Here is an 18,748-nt window from a genome sequence, read left to right as displayed (position 1 = left end):
CGCACAGATTTCGACTGACGGAGACGAACGACAATGGCAGTGAGTGCAAACCGGCTTGAGCTTCTGCAAATCGCGGATGCAGTGGCACGTGAGAAGGTCATCGACCGCGAGATCGTGCTGGCCGCGATGGCCGACGCCATTCAGAAGGCGGCGCGCTCGCGCTACGGTTCGGAGACCAACATCCGGGCCGACATCAATTCGAAGACCGGCGAGATTCGCCTGCAGCGCTTGCTGGAAGTGGTCGAGCAGGCCGAGGACTACGGCACGCAGATCCCCCTGGAACTGGCGCGCGACCGCAACCCAGACGCCAAGATCGGCGACTTCATCGCAGACCCGCTGCCGCCTATGGATTTCGGCCGTATCGCCGCTCAGTCTGCCAAGCAGGTCATCGTCCAGAAGGTGCGCGAGGCCGAGCGTGACCGCCAGTATGACGAGTTCAAGGACCGCGTCGGCGAGATCGTCAACGGCACTGTCAAGCGCGTCGAGTACGGCAATGTCATCGTCGATCTCGGCCGTGGTGAAGGCATCATCCGCCGTGACGAGATGATCCCGCGCGAGACCATGCGCTACGGCGATCGCGTCCGCGCCTACGTCTACGACGTGCGCCGCGAACAGCGCGGTCCGCAGATCTTCCTGTCGCGCACCCATCCGCAGTTCATGGTGAAGCTCTTCACGATGGAAGTACCGGAAATCTACGACGGCATCATCGAAATCCGCTCCGTTGCCCGCGACCCGGGGTCGCGCGCAAAGATCGCCGTGATCTCCAACGACTCCTCGATCGACCCGGTCGGCGCCTGCGTTGGTATGCGTGGTAGCCGCGTGCAGGCCGTTGTCGGCGAACTGCAGGGCGAGAAGATCGACATCATTCCGTGGTCGAACGACCCGGCGTCCTTCATCGTCAATGCGCTGCAGCCGGCCGAAGTCGCCAAGGTCGTTCTCGACGAGGATGCAGAACGCATCGAAGTGGTCGTTCCGGACGAGCAGCTGTCGCTGGCCATCGGCCGCCGCGGACAGAATGTCCGCCTGGCCTCGCAGCTGACCGGCTGGGACATCGACATCCTGACTGAGCAGGAAGAATCCGAACGCCGCCAGAAGGAATTCAACGAGCGGACCGACCTGTTCATGGAGGCGCTCGACGTCGACGAGATGGTTGGCCAGGTGCTGGCCTCCGAAGGCTTCGCGGCGGTCGAGGAACTCGCCTATGTCGAGCTTGACGAGATCTCTTCCATCGAAGGCTTCGACGAGGATACCGCCCAGGAAATCCAGACGCGCGCCCGCGAATACCTCGAGAAGATCGAGGCGGAGATGGACGCCAAGCGCAAGGAACTCGGCGTTCAGGACGAGCTACGCCAGATCGACGGCCTCAACGGCCAGATGCTGGTGGCACTTGGCGAGGACGGCATCAAGACTGTTGAAGACTTTGCAGGCTGCGCCGCCGACGATCTCGTGGGCTGGAGCGAGCGCAAGGACGGCGAAACGAAGAAGTTCGACGGTCTGTTCTCGAAGTTCGACGTGTCGCGTGCCGAAGCGGAGAACATGATCGTTCAGGCCCGCCTGCTTGCAGGTTGGATCACCGAGGAAGATCTCGCCGCTGACCAGCCGGAAGAAGAAGAGGAGGCGGAAGCCGTCGCCGAGGAATGATTGCCGGAGAAGTCGGACAGGAGCAGGACGATGCGGAGTTGGTCGTGAACGATCGCACCTGCATCGTCACCCGCGAGACGGTAGCACCGGAGATGCTGATCCGGTTCGTTGCCAGCCCCGACGGGAAGGTTGTTCCTGATCTGAAGCGGCAGCTTCCGGGGCGCGGGTGTTGGGTCAAGACGGACCGCGCGCTCGTCGAGCGGGCAGTTCAGCGAAAGCTGTTCTCGCGTGCCCTGAAGCGGGACGTGCAGGCCGACCCCGACCTTGGGGCCCTCGTCGACCGGTTGATCGCAGCCGATCTCGCCGGGATGATGAACCTGGCCCGCAAGGCTGGTCAGTTCGTCAGCGGCGCGATGAAAGTGGATGCCGCCGTGCGCTCAGGTGCGGCGGTTGCTGTCTTCCATGCAGCCGATGCTGCGGCCGACGGCGTGCGCAAGATCGACCAGGCGAGAAAGGCCTGGAGGCTCGGCACCGATGCCGACGAAGACATACCTTCTTTTTCGTTCTTCAACGGGGCGGAAATGGACGAACTGTTAGGCCAGAATGCTTTTATCCATGCCGCGGCGCTTGCCGGACAGGCGGGTGAGGGTGTAGTGAAGCGCGCAACCATGCTCGAAAAGTACCGCGGTGCCGGTCAATCGGGAGCAGGCGGCGGCGCCCGCCGGCCACAGACATGACGCGGTCACCGGCAGCAGCCGGCCGCCGCACCGAGAGACATGCATTGATAGACGAGGTCTGATGTACGCCATCCGTCCTCGTTTGAAGGAACAGGAACGGAATGACCGACAACAAAGACGACAAGACGCTTGGGGTTAAGAAAACCCTCACCCTGAAGCCTTCGGGAGTGAGCCAGGGCACTGTGCGCCAGGATATGGGCCGGGGTCGTACGAAGGCGGTTGTGGTCGAGACCCGCAAGCGCCGTCCGATCCGCCCGGAGGACGACAAGCCGGCATTCACGGCACCGACGCCGCGTGCTGCAGAGCCTGCCGCACCTGCGCCGCGCCCGCAGCAACCGAACCCGCCGGCAACGCGCGTTCATCAACCAACGCAGGCCCAACGCCCTGCGGCGCCGGCCCCACAGCAGCGGCAAGGCGAGCGCCCCCGGGGTGCGGTACTGCATGACCTGTCGGCCAGTGAAATGGATGCACGTCGCCGTGCACTGGTTGAAGCGCAGGCCCGCGAAGTCATCGAAGCCAAGCAGCGTGCCGAAGACGAAGCGCGTCGTCAGGCAGAAGAAGAACGCCGTAAGTTGCAGGAAGCCGAAGAGGCTGCCCGTCGCGCCGCCGAACCGGCTCCCGTAGAAGTGCCCGTCGAGGAAGCACCGGCGCCGGCTGCAACACCTGCACCAGCGGAGCGTGCCGCAGATGCACGCCCGGGCATTTCGCGCACGCAGCCTGCTGCTCCCGCACAGCCGGTCATCGGTCGCGGACGTAAGGCTGGCAACGAAGAAGACGACGACCGCGGTCCGCCACGCGGAGCTCCCGTCCGTGGGCGCGTAGCTGCCCCGGCGCCCGCCAAGGCGCCCGCACGTCCGAAAACTGAAGACGAGCGCCGCCGCGGCAAGCTGACCGTCACCACCGTCAGCACCGACGACGATGGCGGCAACGCCCGCGGCCGTTCCATGGCGGCGATGCGCCGTCGGCAGGAGAAGTTCCGCCGCAGCCAGATGCAGGAGCCGCGCGAGAAGGTCATGCGCGAGGTGACCTTGCCGGAGACGATCACCATCCAGGAACTGTCCCAGCGCATGTCCGAACGCGCTGTCGACGTCATCAAGTTCCTGATGAAGGAAGGCCAGATGATGAAGCCGGGCGACGTCATAGACGCAGACCTGGCGGAACTGATCGCCGTCGAGTTCGGTCATACCGTCAAGCGCGTCTCTGAGTCTGACGTCGAGGAAGGCATCTTCGACGTCGCCGACGAAGAAGGCGTATTGGAGCCGCGTCCGCCGGTCGTCACGATCATGGGCCATGTCGACCACGGCAAGACCTCGCTGCTCGACGCCATCCGTCAGGCCAATGTGGTCGCCGGCGAAGCTGGTGGTATCACCCAGCATATCGGCGCCTATCAGGTCGAGCAGAACGGCCAGAAGATCACCTTCATCGATACGCCCGGCCACGCCGCCTTCACGGCAATGCGTGCCCGCGGCGCGCAGGCGACCGATATTGCGATCCTCGTGGTCGCCGCCGACGACAGCGTGATGCCGCAGACGATCGAGTCCATCAATCACGCGAAGGCGGCCGGCGTGCCGATCATCGTGGCGATCAACAAGATCGACAAGCCGACGGCCAATGCGCAGAAGGTCCGCACGGAACTCCTGCAGCACGAAGTCTTCGTGGAAAGCATGGGCGGTGAGGTTCTCGACGTCGAGGTATCGGCGAAGAACAAGACCAATCTCGACAAGCTGCTCGAAGCAATCCTGCTGCAGGCGGAAATCCTCGACCTCAAGGCAAACCCGAACCGGACCGCCGAGGGTACCGTGATCGAAGCACAGCTCGATCGCGGCCGTGGTGCCGTCGCGACGGTCCTCGTCCAGAAGGGTACGCTGAAGCCCGGCCAGATCCTGGTTGCCGGCGACCAATGGGGCCGCGTCCGCGCTCTCGTCACCGACAAGGGCGAACATGTGAAGGAAGCCGGCCCGGCCATGCCGGTGGAGGTTCTGGGTCTGTCGGGCACGCCCGCCGCCGGCGATCGCTTCGCGGTCGTCGACAGCGAGAGCCGTGCACGCGAGATCTCCGAGTACCGCCAGCGGCTTGCCCGCGACAAGGCAGCCGCCCGTCAGTCCGGCTCGCGCGGCTCGCTTGAGCAGATGATGAGCCAGCTCCAGAGCTCCGGCCTGAAGGAGTTCCCGCTGCTGATCAAGGGCGACGTCCAGGGCTCGATCGAAGCCATTGCCGGCGCGCTCGAGAAGCTCGGGACCGACGAAGTCCGGGTCCGCATCGTCCATTCCGGTGCTGGCGCCATCACGGAGTCGGACATCTCGCTCGCCGAGGCGTCCAATGCCGCGATCATCGGCTTCAACGTTCGTGCCAATGCGCAGGCCCGTGCGGCTTCCGAGCGCTCAGGCATCGAGATCCGCTACTACAACATCATCTACGACCTGGTGGATGACGTGAAGGCGGCGATGTCCGGCCTGCTCTCGCCGGAGCGGCGCGAAACCTTCCTCGGCAATGCCGAAATCCTCGAGGTGTTCAACATCACCAAGGTCGGCAAGGTTGCCGGGTGCCGCGTCACGGAAGGCAAGGTCGAACGCGGTGCAGGCGTCCGCCTTCTGCGCGACAACGTCGTCATCCACGAAGGCAAGCTCAAGACGCTCAAGCGCTTCAAGGACGAGGTTGCGGAAGTGCCGGTCGGCCAGGAATGCGGCATGGCCTTCGAGAACTACGAGGACATTCGCGCCGGCGACGTCATCGAGTGCTTCCGCGTAGAGCACATCACCCGCACGCTGTAAGCGACGGGAACAGTATCAAGGGCCGCTGGAAAGAGATTTCCGGCGGCTTTTTTCTTGTCACATGAGGAGGAGGCAGACGTGACCATTTCATTCGACCTGACGGGCAAGACGGCAATCGTCACCGGAGCAAATACCGGTCTCGGGCAAGCCATCGCTGTCGCACTTGCGGGGGCCGGGGCAGACATTGCGCTGGTCGGCCGTTCTTCGATGGAAGAGACGGAAGCGGCAATCGCCGCTGGCGGCCGGGGCAAGTGCCGCTTCATCAAGGCCGATCTTTCGACGATCGAACCGATAAAGGACGTTGTTGAGCAGACCCTGGCCTGGACGAGCCGTGCCGACATCCTTGTCAACAATGCCGGCATCATCCGCCGCTCGGACGCCGTGGACTTCACGGAGGCGGATTGGGACGACGTCATGGACGTCAACCTGAAGAGCGTCTTCTTCCTGAGCCAGGCCTTTGCCCGCCACCTGATCGCGCAAGGCAAGGGCGGCAAGATCATCAACATCGCCTCGCTGCTCTCCTTCCAGGGCGGCATCCGCATCCCCTCCTATACCGCATCGAAGAGCGGGCTAGCGGGGCTGACGCGGCTGCTCGCCTGCGAGTGGGCCGGCAAGGGCATCAACGTCAATGCCATTGCTCCAGGCTACTTCGAGACCAACAATACCGAGGCACTGCGGAACGACCCGGACCGCAATGCCGCAATCCTTGGGCGCATTCCAGCCGGGCACTGGGGCAAACCCGACGAACTTGGCGGCGCAGCGGTCTTCCTTGCCTCCCCGGCGTCCGACTACGTCCACGGCGTTGTACTGCCGGTGGACGGCGGCTGGCTCGCCCGCTGATCCGCACAAGGCAAGCCATTGCCGCAGCGACGCGGCAATGGCTTGCACGGAAAGTAACCTTCCCAGACAAGATCTAATCCGGATCGTCGGGTTCAAGATTTATTTGTTGCCAACCAAAGTCATGTTTATTATCGAGAGGCCGTAAGAGAGACCGGCAAGGCCGGCCTTCAGTCCGGAGCCCGGGTCGTCCGACGATCAGGCTCGCATTCCGGAGAGCTTCTGACATGACGATTGCGTCCGCCCGTCCTTTTCATCACCATCTCATGATGCCCCTCCTGGTCGGCGCGCTTCTGGGTGCTACACCTGCGACCAATGCCCAGGATGCCGCTCCGCCGCCAGCCGCAACATCGCAGGCCAATCCATCCGAACCCGCCCCGCAGACCTTGACGCACACCGAACAGACGCCTGCGGACATTCCAGCCTCTGCTGATACCATCGACGAACAGCCGCGTGCCTCGGAAGGGATGATAGAGGATGTCCCGACGGTGATGCAGGACATCCTTCCTGCCGGCGAACGCTCGGACATCCCGCACGACCTGTCGCCATGGGGCATGTTCATGGCCGCTGACTGGGTGGTCAAGGGCGTGATGATTGGTCTCGCCTTCGCCTCGCTCATCACCTGGACCGTCTGGTTGGCCAAGACGCTGGAACTCGCTGGAGCACGCACGCGGGCGGGCCGGACCCTGAGGATCATTCGGAATTCCGCAACGCTCGCCGATGCCGTCGAAGAGCTTGGGAAGCGCGGCGGGCCGGCGGCCCTTATGCTGCGTGCCGCGGCCGACGAAATTCGCCTTTCCGAAGCTGCACTCGACCACGCCGATAATGGGGGCGTGAAGGAACGCGTGGCCTCGGCGCTCTCCCGCATCGAATCCTATGCGGGCCGGCGCATGTCGCGCGGCACCGGCGTTCTCGCCACCATCGGCTCGACCGCTCCGTTCGTCGGTCTATTCGGCACCGTCTGGGGGATCATGAATTCCTTCGTCGGCATTTCAGAGTCGCAGACGACCAACCTTGCCGTCGTGGCACCCGGCATTGCCGAGGCGCTGCTCGCGACTGCGATCGGTCTCGTGGCCGCAATTCCGGCTGTCGTCATCTACAACGTCTTCGCCCGTTCCATCACCGGCTATCGCCAGTTGCTGGCTGATGCTGCCGCCGGGGTCGAGCGGCTGGTCAGCCGCGACCTCGACTTCCGCAGGGTGCCACCCGGCAACCGCAACGTGCCTGTCTCCCTCGTGGCAGGAGAATGATCCATGGCCGGCGGCATTCGCGAGACGCAGGGCGACGACCTCGCCGAAAACCATGAAATCAACGTCACGCCATTCATCGACGTGATGCTGGTGCTGCTGATCATCTTCATGGTGGCAGCGCCACTTGCGACGGTGGACGTGAACGTCGACCTTCCGGCCTCGTCGGCGCAGCCCGCGCAGCGCCCCGATGAGCCCCTCTATCTTACGGTCAAGGAAGACCTCGGGCTCAATCTCGGCAATGATCCGGTGCAGCGCGAGCAGCTGGCGGCGACGCTGGATCGGGTCACCGAGAGCGACAAGGAGACCCGCATCTTCCTGCGCGCCGACAAGGCGATCGAATACGGCCAGTTCATGGAGGTCATGAACCTGCTGCGGGACGCAGGCTACCTGAAGATCGCCCTGGTCGGGCTTGAGACACTGCCCGGCGCAGCGCCGTCTGCCTCCGCCGAACAGGGAGCCACAGCAGCCGCCCCAGCAAGCGGAGAGAGCCAGTGACGCTCTCCACTCCCCGCTCCAGCCGTGCCGGCCGGCTCGGAGAGCTGGCACTATGGTCGTCCGCTGCGATGGTGGTGTTGACGGCGCACATCGCCGCTGCCGCTGTTCTTCTGCGCCAGGAGCCGGACGCACCGGCCGAGCCCGGGCCGCCTGCAGCGATCATGATCGAACTTGCGGCGGAACCGGAAGCGGCGAATACCGAGGATGACCAGGTCGCGACCGAGGAGGTCGATTCCGAAGAAGTTGCCAGCCGGCAGCTGGAGCCCGTCGAGCAGCCGCCGGCGGAGCCATTGCCTGATCCTGTCGAGCCACCTCCGCCGGAAGAAGTCGCCGAACCGATCGAGCCAGAGCCGGCGGAACCGGAGCCTGAACCCGAACCCGAACCCGAGATCACCGAAACCATTCCCGAGCCGCCACCGGAACCGGTGGAGGAAATCGATCCTATCGAAGAGCAGATGATCGCAGCTCTCGAGGATGTCGAAGTGCCCTTGCCTGTCTCCCGGCCACCTCCACCGCCGCCGGAGCCGAAGAAGCAGCCGCCCAAGCGCGTCCAGAAGCAGCCGCAGGCCTCCAAGGCATCGCAGCAGGCCAAGCTTCAGGCGAAGCCTTCGGAGCGTACGGCTGCCAGCCAGACCACCACCGGCTCGTCACGGCCCTCCGTCTCGCCCGCGAAGTGGAAGTCGCGCGTTCAGGCGAAGATCGCGCGCAACGCGCGCCGTTGCCCCGGCAATGACACCGGCACAGCCGCCGTACGATTCAGCTTCGATGGCAACGGCAATATAACCAATGTCTCCCTCTCCCGTTCCTCCGGGAACTCGGCGATCGACAACTACATCGTCGCAGCCGTGCGCCGCGCATCCCCCATCCCTGCCCCGCCTGCCGGCGTCCCGAGCTATCTCGATCAGGGGCTGAGGTGCGAATGAGCGGGGCTGCTTAAGTCCACTCAGCGCTCCAGAGAGGCCGTGTCCTCGCCTACGGACCTGCGAGGAACAGCCCTTCAATGCGAGAGAACTGGCCTGCCGGCTTTCGCGCGCGGCGCACTTAGGATGATCGATGTACGGAAACGAAAAAGCCCGACGCGGGAGGAGGTGCGTCGGGCTTTAAACATGATCGGCAATTGGGAGGAGGAGGAGATTGCCGATCTCATCTAACGACGCTGGGAGGAGGAGTGCGTCGCTTCGATGGTTGAGATATAGGCTGCGCCGAGTGCATTGCCAAGGGCTTTGCTGCATTGCAGCAATGCGTTTTTTGCAGAGCTTCTTCTATGTCTTCCGCAGTGATCGGCGGCCAAGCTTGCCGCAGAGCGGCTGCTGTGGCATTGCCTCATGAGCAAACGACGAGGCAGATGATGAGCAGCATTCGCTACCACGAAGGTGATATTTCCGCGGCCGATGCCGCCCGCTATACGGGTGACGTTGCGATCGACACCGAAACCCTCGGGCTTGTTCCCCGTCGTGACCGCCTCTGCGTTGTGCAGCTTTCCCCCGGCGACGGAACGGCGGATGTCATTCGCATCGCCGCCGGCCAGAAGGAAGCGCCGAACCTCGTGGGCCTGCTTGCCGATCCCTCACGACGCAAGATCTTCCACTACGGCCGCTTCGACATCGCCGTCCTCTTCCACACCTTCGGCGTCACCACCACGCCCGTCTTCTGCACCAAGATCGCTTCGCGGCTGACGCGGACATATACGGATCGTCATGGATTGAAGGACAACCTGAAGGAGCTCCTCGACATCGACGTGTCGAAGGCCCAGCAGCAGTCGGACTGGGCCGCGGAAACGCTCTCGCCCGCACAGCTGGAATATGCCGCATCGGACGTTCTCTACCTGCATTCGCTCGCCGACCGGCTGACAGACCGTCTCCGCCGGGATGGCCGCATGGAGCTGGCTGCGGCATGTTTCGAATTCCTTCCGACGCGCTCCAAGCTCGACCTCTTGGGCTGGGAAGAAACCGACATCTTCGCGCACAGTTGATGCGCCTTGTTCGTAAAAGCCTGCTCATCATCATTATCCGCGCATTAACCACTCTGCCCTAGCCTCGGCGGCGATTGGGTCATCTCGGTGGGATCATGCTTTTTCCGACGCAGCAGACGGCGGGGCTCGCGGCGACGAATGTCATGCAGGCGACGCTCGACAGCATCGAAGAGCGGCGCCGGGATGACCAGGAGAAGGCGAGCGGCGAGAAACGAGACCCCGTCGTCGAGGCCCAGGTCAGCGCGAGCATCGACGCACGGCGCGCACGGGACAAGATGGCCGAGGCATTGTTCGGCATCAACAATGTGGATGCAAACGAGCTGAAGCTGAAGCTGACCGAGCGGTTGGCAGCGAAGCTCGGCATCGACCTTGAGGAAGACCGGTCGAACTTCTCCCTTGGACGAGCAATCGAAGAAGCAATCAAGCAGCTCGGCCTCGATCAGACCGCGATCTCCAAGCTTGAAGACGAACTCGGGTTGAAGGCGGCCGGCGTTTCTCTCGCGACTGTCATCGCGGCGATCAAGAACCCCTATGGTGACGACAACGCACGCCTTCTAGAAGGGCTTGCGGCAGCCGCCAACGGTGGCGGGGCGGCATTCGACGTGGCCCGGGTCCTTCAGCGCCTTGAGGATGTCGCCGATCCTAAGACACTGGAAGAGCTGAAGCTCGGGCCGCAGGGATATGATCCGACCCGTGTCGAGGATGCCCAAACGCGGGCAGAACGGCAGAAGGATATCCAGGCCCTGGAAGCCTCCGAAAAGCTGGAAGATGTCCAGGACATGCAGGACGTCGTGTCGGCCCAGAACGACAATGCTGTGAAGCCGGAGGAGATCGGCGAGCCGAAGGCAGACGCCGCCGCCTCTGGCGCCGAACTGATCCTGATCCTGGGAGCGAATGCGGAGCAGGCGAAGAGGGCCGATGTCGGGCCCACAGCGGAGGAGCCGCTTGAGATCCCTTCGGAGGAGTCCGGCGCCCTCGAGCAGGAAGAGCAGACAGAACAGACGGCTGAGGCGATCGAGGAGATGGCGCTCGTCGCAGCGAACGCCGCCCCTGTTCTACCGATCTTCGTCGACGATGTCGGGCTCTATGAACTCCTGAAGAGAAAGTTCGCGGCGTAGCCCGCGACCGTGAAGGCAAGGCGCTTTCCGTCGGTTTGGTCGTTAAGGAAATCTTAACGACCTTGGTCGCATTCTAGTCAATCAATCGGCAAAGGTGGCGCCATGAGGCGTCGCGGCCGCAGCGCCGTACGTTGCGAAAACACTGAACCGCAGTAGCCGATCTGTCTAGCCCACCGCGAAGACATGGAGCAGGTCATGCTGCCGCCTATCGGCGCCGCGTTGAGCGCCTCTGTCGACTATCAGGATGCGGGCCGGCAGGCGATGCGCGCCTCGCTCGCCGCCACCTCTGGCGTTTCAGCTGCCACGACCCCTTTACCTGTAAACCTCCTGGGCGGCGGTCGGATCGACATCCTTTCCCTGTCCGGCCAGGTGCAGCTGGCACAGGGCCTTTCCATCTTCGCCGAGACCATTGGGAGCTTCCTGAAGATCAGCCGACGCGAAGGGGAAGGCCTCGTCGACTATGCAAACCGGCTGGCGGAAGCCCTGAAGTCGCTGAGCCCGTCGCAGCGGGCCGCTCTGGAGCAAAGCATCGCCCTGCTTGTACGCGGCGTCACGCTTCGCATCCTCACCGAAATCCTGAACAATCCGCTTGGGCCGGAGGCGGCACGCCTCACCGCCTACCTGGAAAGCGCACCGGCAGCCGATCGCGACCCGGCGACCCGTGCCGTCGTCAGTTCCTACCGCCAGAACGACGCTGCAGTGGCCTCTTCCGCTTCTCCCGCTTCTGCCGCGGTTCGCACCCCGGCGACAGGCGCGGCTCCAGCGCCAGCCGAGCTTCCTGCGAAAGCCGCCGGAGGCGATCAAAGGCCTCCCGCAATGCCGACAGCTCCCGCCGGGGAAGCCGCAGCCGCTGCCATTGCTGGTCCGACCTCCCCTACGAGCGCCGTCACGGCGGCACCTCCCGCTCCAGGAGCGGTTGCGGAAGGAGGAGAAGACGCCCGTGTTTCTTTGCCGAGACCACAGGAACCGGCACAGCCGATCACGCGCGGCGGCATGTCTCCGCTGCAGCTTGATGGTCCCGATCCGGATCACACTCCGCTCGCAGCCCGATCCCCCGAACTGCCAGTATCGGCGGAAACAAGAGCCGGCGGGAGCCCCGTGGCCACGGAAAAATCTCTCTCCAGCCGCGCAGAGATGGTTGGTGAGCCGCGTTCGGCAACAACGGCCGCCAGCATAGGAACGCCCGTCATCTATGACGCCCCCGCGCTGGCACGCTTCGCCCAAAGGGCGGTGGAGGATCCGAAGAACAGGTTAATACAAGACGTCCTGTTCCAGAATTCCGCGTCGGGCGGCTCCCCGTCGGAGAGCACAGGCGCCAGCAAGGCGCCGGTGCCCCAGGTCCTTGCTCCTGTCCAGGCAGAACAGTCGGCCGAGGACGGCGCGACCCCGATTGCCCGCCCAGTGCCTGCCTCACCCTTGATGCAATCGGGCGAGGCAACCGCGGTACGCACGGTAGACATCGAAAACGCTCTTCCAGCCCCCGCGCCGGCGTCGGGCAACAAGGTGACGGCCAACTTCTCTGCGGCTCCCCATCTGGTGGCCGATCCGGCCGCATATATTCTGGCAGCACCCATGCTGGCACGCGAAGGTCTGGCCCAGGTCCTGGTGACCTATCCGCCAGCGCCCCGGGCGCCGGATGAGGAAGAACGCGACGTCGAAAGGGTCTCGCCCATCGATGAGGACGGTGGCCGTCGATCGTCTCATCGAGATGCGCAGGGCGGGCAAGGCGATCCGGCGGACGATCCCTCGCCCGAAGACGACGACGGGGAGGCGGTGCCAGGCGACGAGCTTTCAGACCATGCTCAGGATCTGTACTGGCGTATGGCCGACCTGACCTGAAGCAGGAGCCCAACCCATAATGAAAAAGGCCGCCGGACTTGCATCCGGCGGCCTTGGTGTCTTCGGAAACAGCGATTACTCGTTGTTGCCGCGGTTCTTGAGAGCCGCGCCGAGGATGTCGCCGAGCGATGCGCCCGAGTCGGACGAACCGAACTGAGCAACAGCTTCCTTCTCTTCTGCGATCTCGAGAGCCTTGATCGACAGCATGACCTTGCGGTCCTTCTTGGAGAAGTTGGTGACGCGTGCGTCGAACACCTGGCCGACCGAGAAGCGCTCCGGACGCTGATCGTCGCGATCGCGTGCCAGGTCGTTGCGGCGGATGAACGAGGTGATGTCTTCGTGGTTCACGAGCTTCACTTCGACGCCACCGTCGTTGACGGCGATGACTTCGCACGAAACGACAGCGTTCTTGCGCAGTTCGCCCGAAGCAGCGGCATCGCCGACTGCATCCTTACCGAGCTGCTTGATGCCGAGCGAAATACGCTCCTTCTCGACGTCCACATCGAGAACGACAGCCTTGACGACGTCGCCCTTGTTGTACTCCTCGATAACCTGCTCGCCCGGACGGTTCCAGTCGAGGTCGGAGAGGTGGACCATGCCGTCAACGTCGCCTTCGAGGCCGATGAACAGGCCGAACTCGGTCTTGTTCTTGACTTCGCCTTCGACTTCAGTGCCGGCCGGATGGCTGAAGGCAAATGCCTGCCATGGGTTCTCGAGGGTCTGCTTGAGACCGAGCGAGATACGGCGCTTTGACGGATCGACTTCGAGAACGACAACATCGACATCCTGCGTCGTGGACAGGATCTTGCCGGGGTGTACGTTCTTCTTGGTCCAGGACATCTCGGAGATGTGGATCAGGCCTTCGATGCCCGGCTCCAGCTCAACGAACGCACCGTAGTCGGTGATGTTCGTGACCGTACCGGAGATCTTCTTGCCGATCGGGTACTTGGCCGCGATGCCATCCCACGGATCCGACTCGAGCTGCTTCATGCCGAGCGAGATGCGGTGGGTTTCCTGGTTGATGCGGATGATCTGAACCTTGACCGACTGGCCAATGGACAGGATTTCCGACGGATGATTGACGCGGCGCCAGGCCATGTCGGTAACGTGCAGCAGGCCGTCGATGCCGCCGAGGTCAACGAACGCACCGTAATCGGTGATGTTCTTGACGACGCCGTCAACAACCTGGCCTTCTTCGAGGTTCTGAACGATTTCAGAACGCTGCTCGGCACGGGACTCTTCGAGAACCGTACGGCGCGAAACAACGATGTTGCCGCGACGCTTGTCCATCTTGAGGATTTCGAAGGGCTGCGGGTTGTGCATCAGCGGGGTGACGTCGCGGATCGGACGGATGTCGACCTGCGAACGCGGCAGGAAGGCCACGGCGCCATCCAGATCGACGGTGAAGCCACCCTTGACCTGGTTGAAGATGATGCCTTCGACGCGCTCGCCGGCTTCGAACTTGGCTTCCAGCTTGACCCAGCTTTCTTCGCGGCGAGCCTTCTCGCGCGACAGAACAGCTTCGCCGAGAGCATTTTCGATGCGCTCGACATAGACTTCGACTTCGTCGCCGACCTTCAGCGAACCGTCCTTGCCCTTGACGCCGAATTCCTTCAGCGCGATGCGACCTTCGACCTTGAGGCCGACGTCGACAACAGCCATGTCCTTTTCGATCGCTGTGACCAGACCCTTGGTCACATAGCCTTCGGCCAGATCGGTCTGTGCGAAGGATTCTTCGAGGAGCGACGCGAAGTCCTCCCGCGTGGGGTTAGATACTGCCATGAAATCTCCTGAGAGTGTCCGTTCAAGGACACATATGCGCCGGGGGTTCGTGTTGAACACGCTCGAAGTCAGTCCGCCTCATCTTGGAGGCAATCCGGCGCAAGGACTGATCTGCGAGCTAGTCTGACGTGCCGACTCACCGGCAGGTCGTCAATCTTTATTCAAGGCAGCGTCGATAAGGCTCTTCGCGGCCTGAAACGCGGCTTCTATACTCATTTCCGAAGTATCAAGCAAGTGCGCATCGTCCGCGGGTCTCAAGGGACTGTCTGCGCGACCCATATCCCGTTCATCGCGCTTCTTCACGTCGGCGAAGATCGCCCCGAAATCCGCCTCGCCGCCGCCGGCGATGATTTCGTCGAAGCGCCGTTTTGCGCGCACTTCCGAGGAGGCCGTGACGTAGAGCTTCACCGGCGCGTCCGGGCAGACGACGGTGCCGATATCGCGGCCGTCGAGCACCGTTCCCGGCTCGCGCCGCGAAAAGGCCTGCTGCGCCTCGACCAGCGCACGACGCACGGAAGGCATGACCGCGATCTTCGACGCCGCCTCGCCGATCTCGTGGCGCGACAGGACGGACCGATCCAGGCCTCCGAGATGCAGCTCGCGCGCCATCCTTTCCGCCACCTCTTCGTCGTCGAGCGGCAGGCCGGCATCGAGGAGTGCCTTGGCAGTGGCGCGGTAGGTGAGCCCGGTGTCGAGGTGCTGAAAGCCGTAGGTTTTGGCGATCCGGCGCGAGAGCGTTCCCTTGCCAGCTGCCGCCGGTCCGTCGATGGCGATGACGAAGCCCATCAGGCCGCCCTGCTCTCAACCGGCTCGATACGGGCGCCGAGGCCAGTCATCAGATCCATGAATTCCGGGAAACTGGTAGCGATGATGCCGGCATCGTCAACCGTCACCGCATGTTCGGAGACCAGGCCCATGACCAGGAAGCTCATCGCGATCCGATGATCGAGATGGGTGACGACCGAAGACCCGGTGGCATTGCCATAGCCCTTGCCGCCCGGGCGGCCGCGGACGACCAGCGTATCCTCGCCCTCGTCGCAGTCGACGCCATTGAGTTTCAGTCCGTCCGCTACGGCGGACAGCCTGTCGGATTCCTTGACCCGCAATTCCTCCAGGCCCAGCATTGTCGTCGCGCCTTCGGCGAACGCCGCGGCAACGGCGAGCACCGGATATTCGTCGATCATAGAAGGCGCCCGGTCCGCCGGCACCGTCACACCCTTCAGTTCGGAATGACGCACGCGCAGGTCCGCGACATCCTCGCCCCCGGCAAGCCGCGGATTGATGACCTCTATGTCCGCGCCCATTTCCTGCAGTGTCAGAATGAGGCCCGTGCGGGTCGGGTTCATCAGAACGTTTTCGATCGTCACGTCGGAACCCGGCACCAGAAGGGCCGCCACCAGCGGAAACGCCGTCGAGGACGGATCGCCCGGAACATCGATCACCTGTCCGATCAACTGGCCGCGGCCTTCAAGACGGATCGTCCGCACGCCGTCGGCATCCAACTCCACCATCAGGTTGGCACCGAAGCCCTGCAGCATCTTTTCCGTATGGTCGCGGGTCATTACCGGTTCGATGACCGTCGTCACGCCCGGCGTGTTGAGGCCGGCGAGCAGGACTGCCGACTTCACCTGGGCAGAGGCCATCGGCACGCGGTAGGTGATCGGGTTCGGGATCGAGGGCCCGCGCAGCGTGACCGGCAGGCGATCGCCTTCGGCGGCCTTCACCTGGACCCCCATCTCACGCAGCGGATTGAGCACCCGGCCCATCGGCCGCTTGGTCAGCGATGCGTCGCCGATGAAGGTGCTCTCGAAGTCGTAGACGCCAACGAGGCCCATGGTCAGGCGGCAGCCGGTGCCGGCATTGCCGAAATCGAGCGGCGCTTCCGGAGCAAGCAAGGCTCCGTTGCCGGTGCCCTGGATGATCCATTCATCGCCGACCTTTTCGATCCGGGCACCCATGGCGTGCATCGCCTTGCCGGTGTTGATGACGTCCTCGCCTTCGAGCAGGCCGGTAATGCGCGTCTCGCCGGCAGCAAGACCGCCGAACATGAAGGAGCGGTGCGAGATCGACTTGTCGCCGGGAATCCGGACGGTGCCCCTCAGATCGGCGGATTTCAGCGATCGGGCCGGCTTCAACGCAACACCATGCGACATGGCTAGTCCTTCTGTTCTTGTCCCTGGTTTCGCGGGCGTCGTTAGCATAAAGCAGGTAGCCGGTCATCCGGCTAATTTGGCGTGACGGGCGGTCAAGTTTACCTTTGACAGAAAAGAGCGCAGGCCTTATGGGGACCGGCTTAGTTTCTCACCCGTTGACAGCCGCTCCGGCGGCCAAGCCGACTTGATCGGCCAGACTCACGAGGCTTTCACAGTGGCAAAAGCGGAACTCGGAACCAAACGTACCGACCCGGATACCGGCAAGAAGTTCTACGACCTCAACCGCGACCCGGTCGTCTCTCCCTATACCGGCAAATCCTGGCCGCTCTCCTTCTTCGAGGAGAACACGGCTCAGATGAAGATGGAACAGGCCGAGGAAGAGGAGATCCAGGAAGTCGACACCGAGAACACGGATGTCGAACTGGTCTCGAATGACGACAGCGACGATAACAGCGGCGACGATCTTCCCGATATGGGCGATGACGACGTCGAGATCGAAGGCGACGACGACGACGACACCTTCCTGGAAGCCGACGAAGACGACGACGATGACGACATGAGCGGCATCATCGGCGTCACCGGCGACGACGACGAAGTCTGATCCACCAGCAACTGCCCGGCGGATCGACAAATTTCGCCGGGCTACGAATTTACGGCTTGCACTCTCGAACAACCGGAAGTAAGAAGCCGCCACTCCGGGCGACACGCCTCGAGTTCCCAGGACCGGACACCAGGCCGGACCACCCTGATGGGGCTATAGCTCAGCTGGGAGAGCGCTTGCATGGCATGCAAGAGGTCAGCGGTTCGATCCCGCTTAGCTCCACCAAAATCTTCCCATCTCACTTCAGGTTGCGCTCTCAACGAGAGTCCTCGCCCGTCGGGACTTTGGCGCCCGCCACCCTCCGCAATTGACATCCACCCCCAATCCCGCTGAATGGGCCGCATGATCACCGGCGCCGCTCATCCTCCACGTCGCCTGCGGGCAGCGTTTCTCCCCCTTCTTCTCGCCTTGAGCCTTGCCGGCTGTGCGGGGCGGCCGGAAGGGGTGATGATCCCGACGGCGTCTGCGGCAGCGCCCGGGAAGGAAGTCGACATCTTCGTTGCGACGACGCGCCAGCCCTCCAGGGAACCGGGCATCCTGTTTTCCGGCGAGCGTGGGCGCGATCTCGAGGCCACCGCCATCACCGTCTCCATTCCGCCCGATGCCAATCGCGAGATCGGCGAGGTGCAGTGGCCGAAGCGCCTGCCGCCGGACCCGGCGAAGGAATTCGCCACCGTGCGGGTCGAGCCGGTCTCGACCGAGACGGGCGCCAATCGCTGGCTCTCGCAGCACCTGCCGCCCACCAAGCGGGTGCTCGTCTTCGTCCACGGTTTCAACAACCGCTACGAGGAAGCCGTCTACCGCTTTGCCCAGATCGTGCATGATTCCAAGGCCGATGCGGCGCCCGTGCTGTTCACCTGGCCGTCTCGCGCCTCGATCTTCGGCTACAACTACGACAAGGAAAGCGCCAATTATTCGCGCGACGCGTTGGAGCGCGTGCTCGACCAGATCGCCGACGATCCGCAGGTGGCCGATGTCGTGGTGCTTGCCCATTCCATGGGCTCGTGGCTGACCGTGGAGGCACTGCGCCAGATGGCGATCCGCGAGGGTCGCGTCGAACCGAAGATCAGCAACATCATCCTCGCCTCGCCCGATCTCGACGTCGATGTCTTCGCCCAGCAGTTCCGGACGATCGGCAGGGACGGGCCGCATTTTACCCTGTTCGTTTCGCGCGACGACAGGGCGCTGCAGCTGTCGCGCCGCATCTCCGGCAGCGTCGATCGCCTGGGGCAGATCGATCCGACCATGGAGCCCTACCGTTCGGAGCTGGAAAACGCCGGGATCACGGTGATCGACCTGACGGCGCTCGAAAGCGGGGACCCGCTCAACCACGGCAAGTTTGCAGAGAGCCCGCAGGTCGTGCAGCTGATCGGCACCCGACTTCTTGCCGGGCAGGAAATAGCAACGGCCAATGTCGCGCTCGGGGAGCGGCTCGGCGCTATTGCCCTCGGCACGGCCCAGACAGTTGGCGGAGTTGCAAGCGCCACGGTCAGCGCCCCGATCGCCGTGTTCGATCCGCAGACCCGCCGCACCTATGGCGAACAGATCAACCGAGTGGGCCGGTCCATCGAGAACACCGTCATCTCCACCGTCGCGCACTAGCGCCGGCAGA

The 18,748-nt window shown here is 63.6% G+C and carries 15 protein-coding genes and 1 tRNA gene; 13 read left to right on the top strand and 3 right to left on the bottom strand.

Features of this window, described 5'->3' with window-relative positions; all coding sequences use genetic code 11:
- Window positions 1–33 precede the first annotated feature (33 nt).
- From nusA to NT26_RS19145, 10 genes are all read left to right on the top strand, one after another.
- On the top strand, window positions 34–1,641 hold the full coding sequence (gene nusA / locus NT26_RS19190; protein ID WP_052641135.1) for a transcription termination factor NusA: 1,608 nt from the start codon (window positions 34–36) through the stop codon (window positions 1,639–1,641).
- A complete protein-coding gene (locus tag NT26_RS19185) occupies window positions 1,638–2,318 on the top strand; it encodes an RNA-binding protein (RefSeq protein WP_052641133.1) in 681 nt (226 codons plus the stop codon). Before nusA ends, NT26_RS19185 begins: the two co-directional genes overlap by 4 nt.
- Before the next feature lie 101 nt (window positions 2,319–2,419).
- Entirely contained in the window at window positions 2,420–5,089 is a 2,670-nt protein-coding gene (infB, locus tag NT26_RS19180; RefSeq protein ID WP_052641131.1) for a translation initiation factor IF-2, read from the top strand.
- A gap of 78 nt (window positions 5,090–5,167) precedes the next feature.
- Window positions 5,168–5,929 carry a 2-dehydro-3-deoxy-D-gluconate 5-dehydrogenase KduD gene (gene kduD, locus NT26_RS19175; protein ID WP_052641129.1) on the top strand — a complete coding sequence of 254 codons (762 nt, stop codon included), beginning with the start codon at window positions 5,168–5,170 and terminating at the stop codon, window positions 5,927–5,929.
- Window positions 5,930–6,192: 263 nt separating this feature from the next.
- Window positions 6,193–7,176: a tonB-system energizer ExbB gene (gene exbB / locus NT26_RS19170; protein ID WP_425287743.1), complete on the top strand. Its 984-nt coding sequence runs from the start codon at window positions 6,193–6,195 to the stop codon at window positions 7,174–7,176.
- A 3-nt stretch (window positions 7,177–7,179) separates the two neighbouring features.
- A complete protein-coding gene (exbD, locus tag NT26_RS19165) occupies window positions 7,180–7,671 on the top strand; it encodes a TonB system transport protein ExbD (RefSeq protein WP_052641127.1) in 492 nt (163 codons plus the stop codon).
- Window positions 7,668–8,594: a TonB family protein gene (locus tag NT26_RS19160; protein WP_065814557.1), complete on the top strand. Its 927-nt coding sequence runs from the start codon at window positions 7,668–7,670 to the stop codon at window positions 8,592–8,594. The genes exbD and NT26_RS19160 overlap by 4 nt, the downstream gene beginning before the upstream one ends.
- Window positions 8,595–9,016: 422 nt before the next feature.
- Complete coding sequence (locus NT26_RS19155; protein WP_052641122.1) at window positions 9,017–9,643, top strand: ribonuclease D; 627 nt, start codon at window positions 9,017–9,019, stop codon at window positions 9,641–9,643.
- A gap of 95 nt (window positions 9,644–9,738) precedes the next feature.
- Window positions 9,739–10,761, top strand: coding sequence for a hypothetical protein (locus NT26_RS19150; protein ID WP_052641119.1), 1,023 nt, complete (start codon window positions 9,739–9,741; stop codon window positions 10,759–10,761).
- Between the two features lie 195 nt (window positions 10,762–10,956).
- Entirely contained in the window at window positions 10,957–12,600 is a 1,644-nt protein-coding gene (locus tag NT26_RS19145; protein WP_152336387.1) for a hypothetical protein, read from the top strand.
- Window positions 12,601–12,675: 75 nt separating this feature from the next.
- Here the strand turns inward: NT26_RS19145 and rpsA are convergent, their stop codons facing one another.
- From rpsA to aroA, 3 genes are all read right to left on the bottom strand, one after another.
- The gene (gene rpsA, locus NT26_RS19140; protein ID WP_052641115.1) at window positions 12,676–14,382 is read right to left on the bottom strand and encodes a 30S ribosomal protein S1; all 1,707 of its coding nucleotides are present in this window, start codon (window positions 14,380–14,382) and stop codon (window positions 12,676–12,678) included.
- A 150-nt stretch (window positions 14,383–14,532) separates the two neighbouring features.
- Complete coding sequence (gene cmk / locus NT26_RS19135; RefSeq protein ID WP_052641113.1) at window positions 14,533–15,168, bottom strand: (d)CMP kinase; 636 nt, start codon at window positions 15,166–15,168, stop codon at window positions 14,533–14,535.
- Window positions 15,168–16,535 carry a 3-phosphoshikimate 1-carboxyvinyltransferase gene (gene aroA / locus NT26_RS19130; protein WP_052641111.1) on the bottom strand — a complete coding sequence of 456 codons (1,368 nt, stop codon included), beginning with the start codon at window positions 16,533–16,535 and terminating at the stop codon, window positions 15,168–15,170. The genes cmk and aroA overlap by 1 nt, the downstream gene beginning before the upstream one ends.
- Before the next feature lie 214 nt (window positions 16,536–16,749).
- Between aroA and NT26_RS19125 the strand changes: the two genes are divergently transcribed.
- The 3 genes from NT26_RS19125 (at window position 16,750) to NT26_RS19115 (ending at window position 18,738) form a co-directional block, all read left to right on the top strand.
- Complete coding sequence (locus NT26_RS19125; RefSeq protein ID WP_052641109.1) at window positions 16,750–17,136, top strand: TIGR02300 family protein; 387 nt, start codon at window positions 16,750–16,752, stop codon at window positions 17,134–17,136.
- Between the two features lie 149 nt (window positions 17,137–17,285).
- Window positions 17,286–17,361: transfer RNA gene (locus NT26_RS19120), tRNA-Ala, on the top strand.
- Between the two features lie 117 nt (window positions 17,362–17,478).
- Entirely contained in the window at window positions 17,479–18,738 is a 1,260-nt protein-coding gene (locus NT26_RS19115; RefSeq protein ID WP_052641107.1) for an alpha/beta hydrolase, read from the top strand.
- Window positions 18,739–18,748 lie beyond the last annotated feature (10 nt).

Origin of the sequence: Pseudorhizobium banfieldiae (assembly GCF_000967425.1) — a bacterium.
Lineage (GTDB): Bacteria > Pseudomonadota > Alphaproteobacteria > Rhizobiales > Rhizobiaceae > Neorhizobium > Neorhizobium banfieldiae.
Note: the sequence above shows the minus strand (reverse complement) of the source record. Positions and strands in the feature narration are given on the sequence as shown.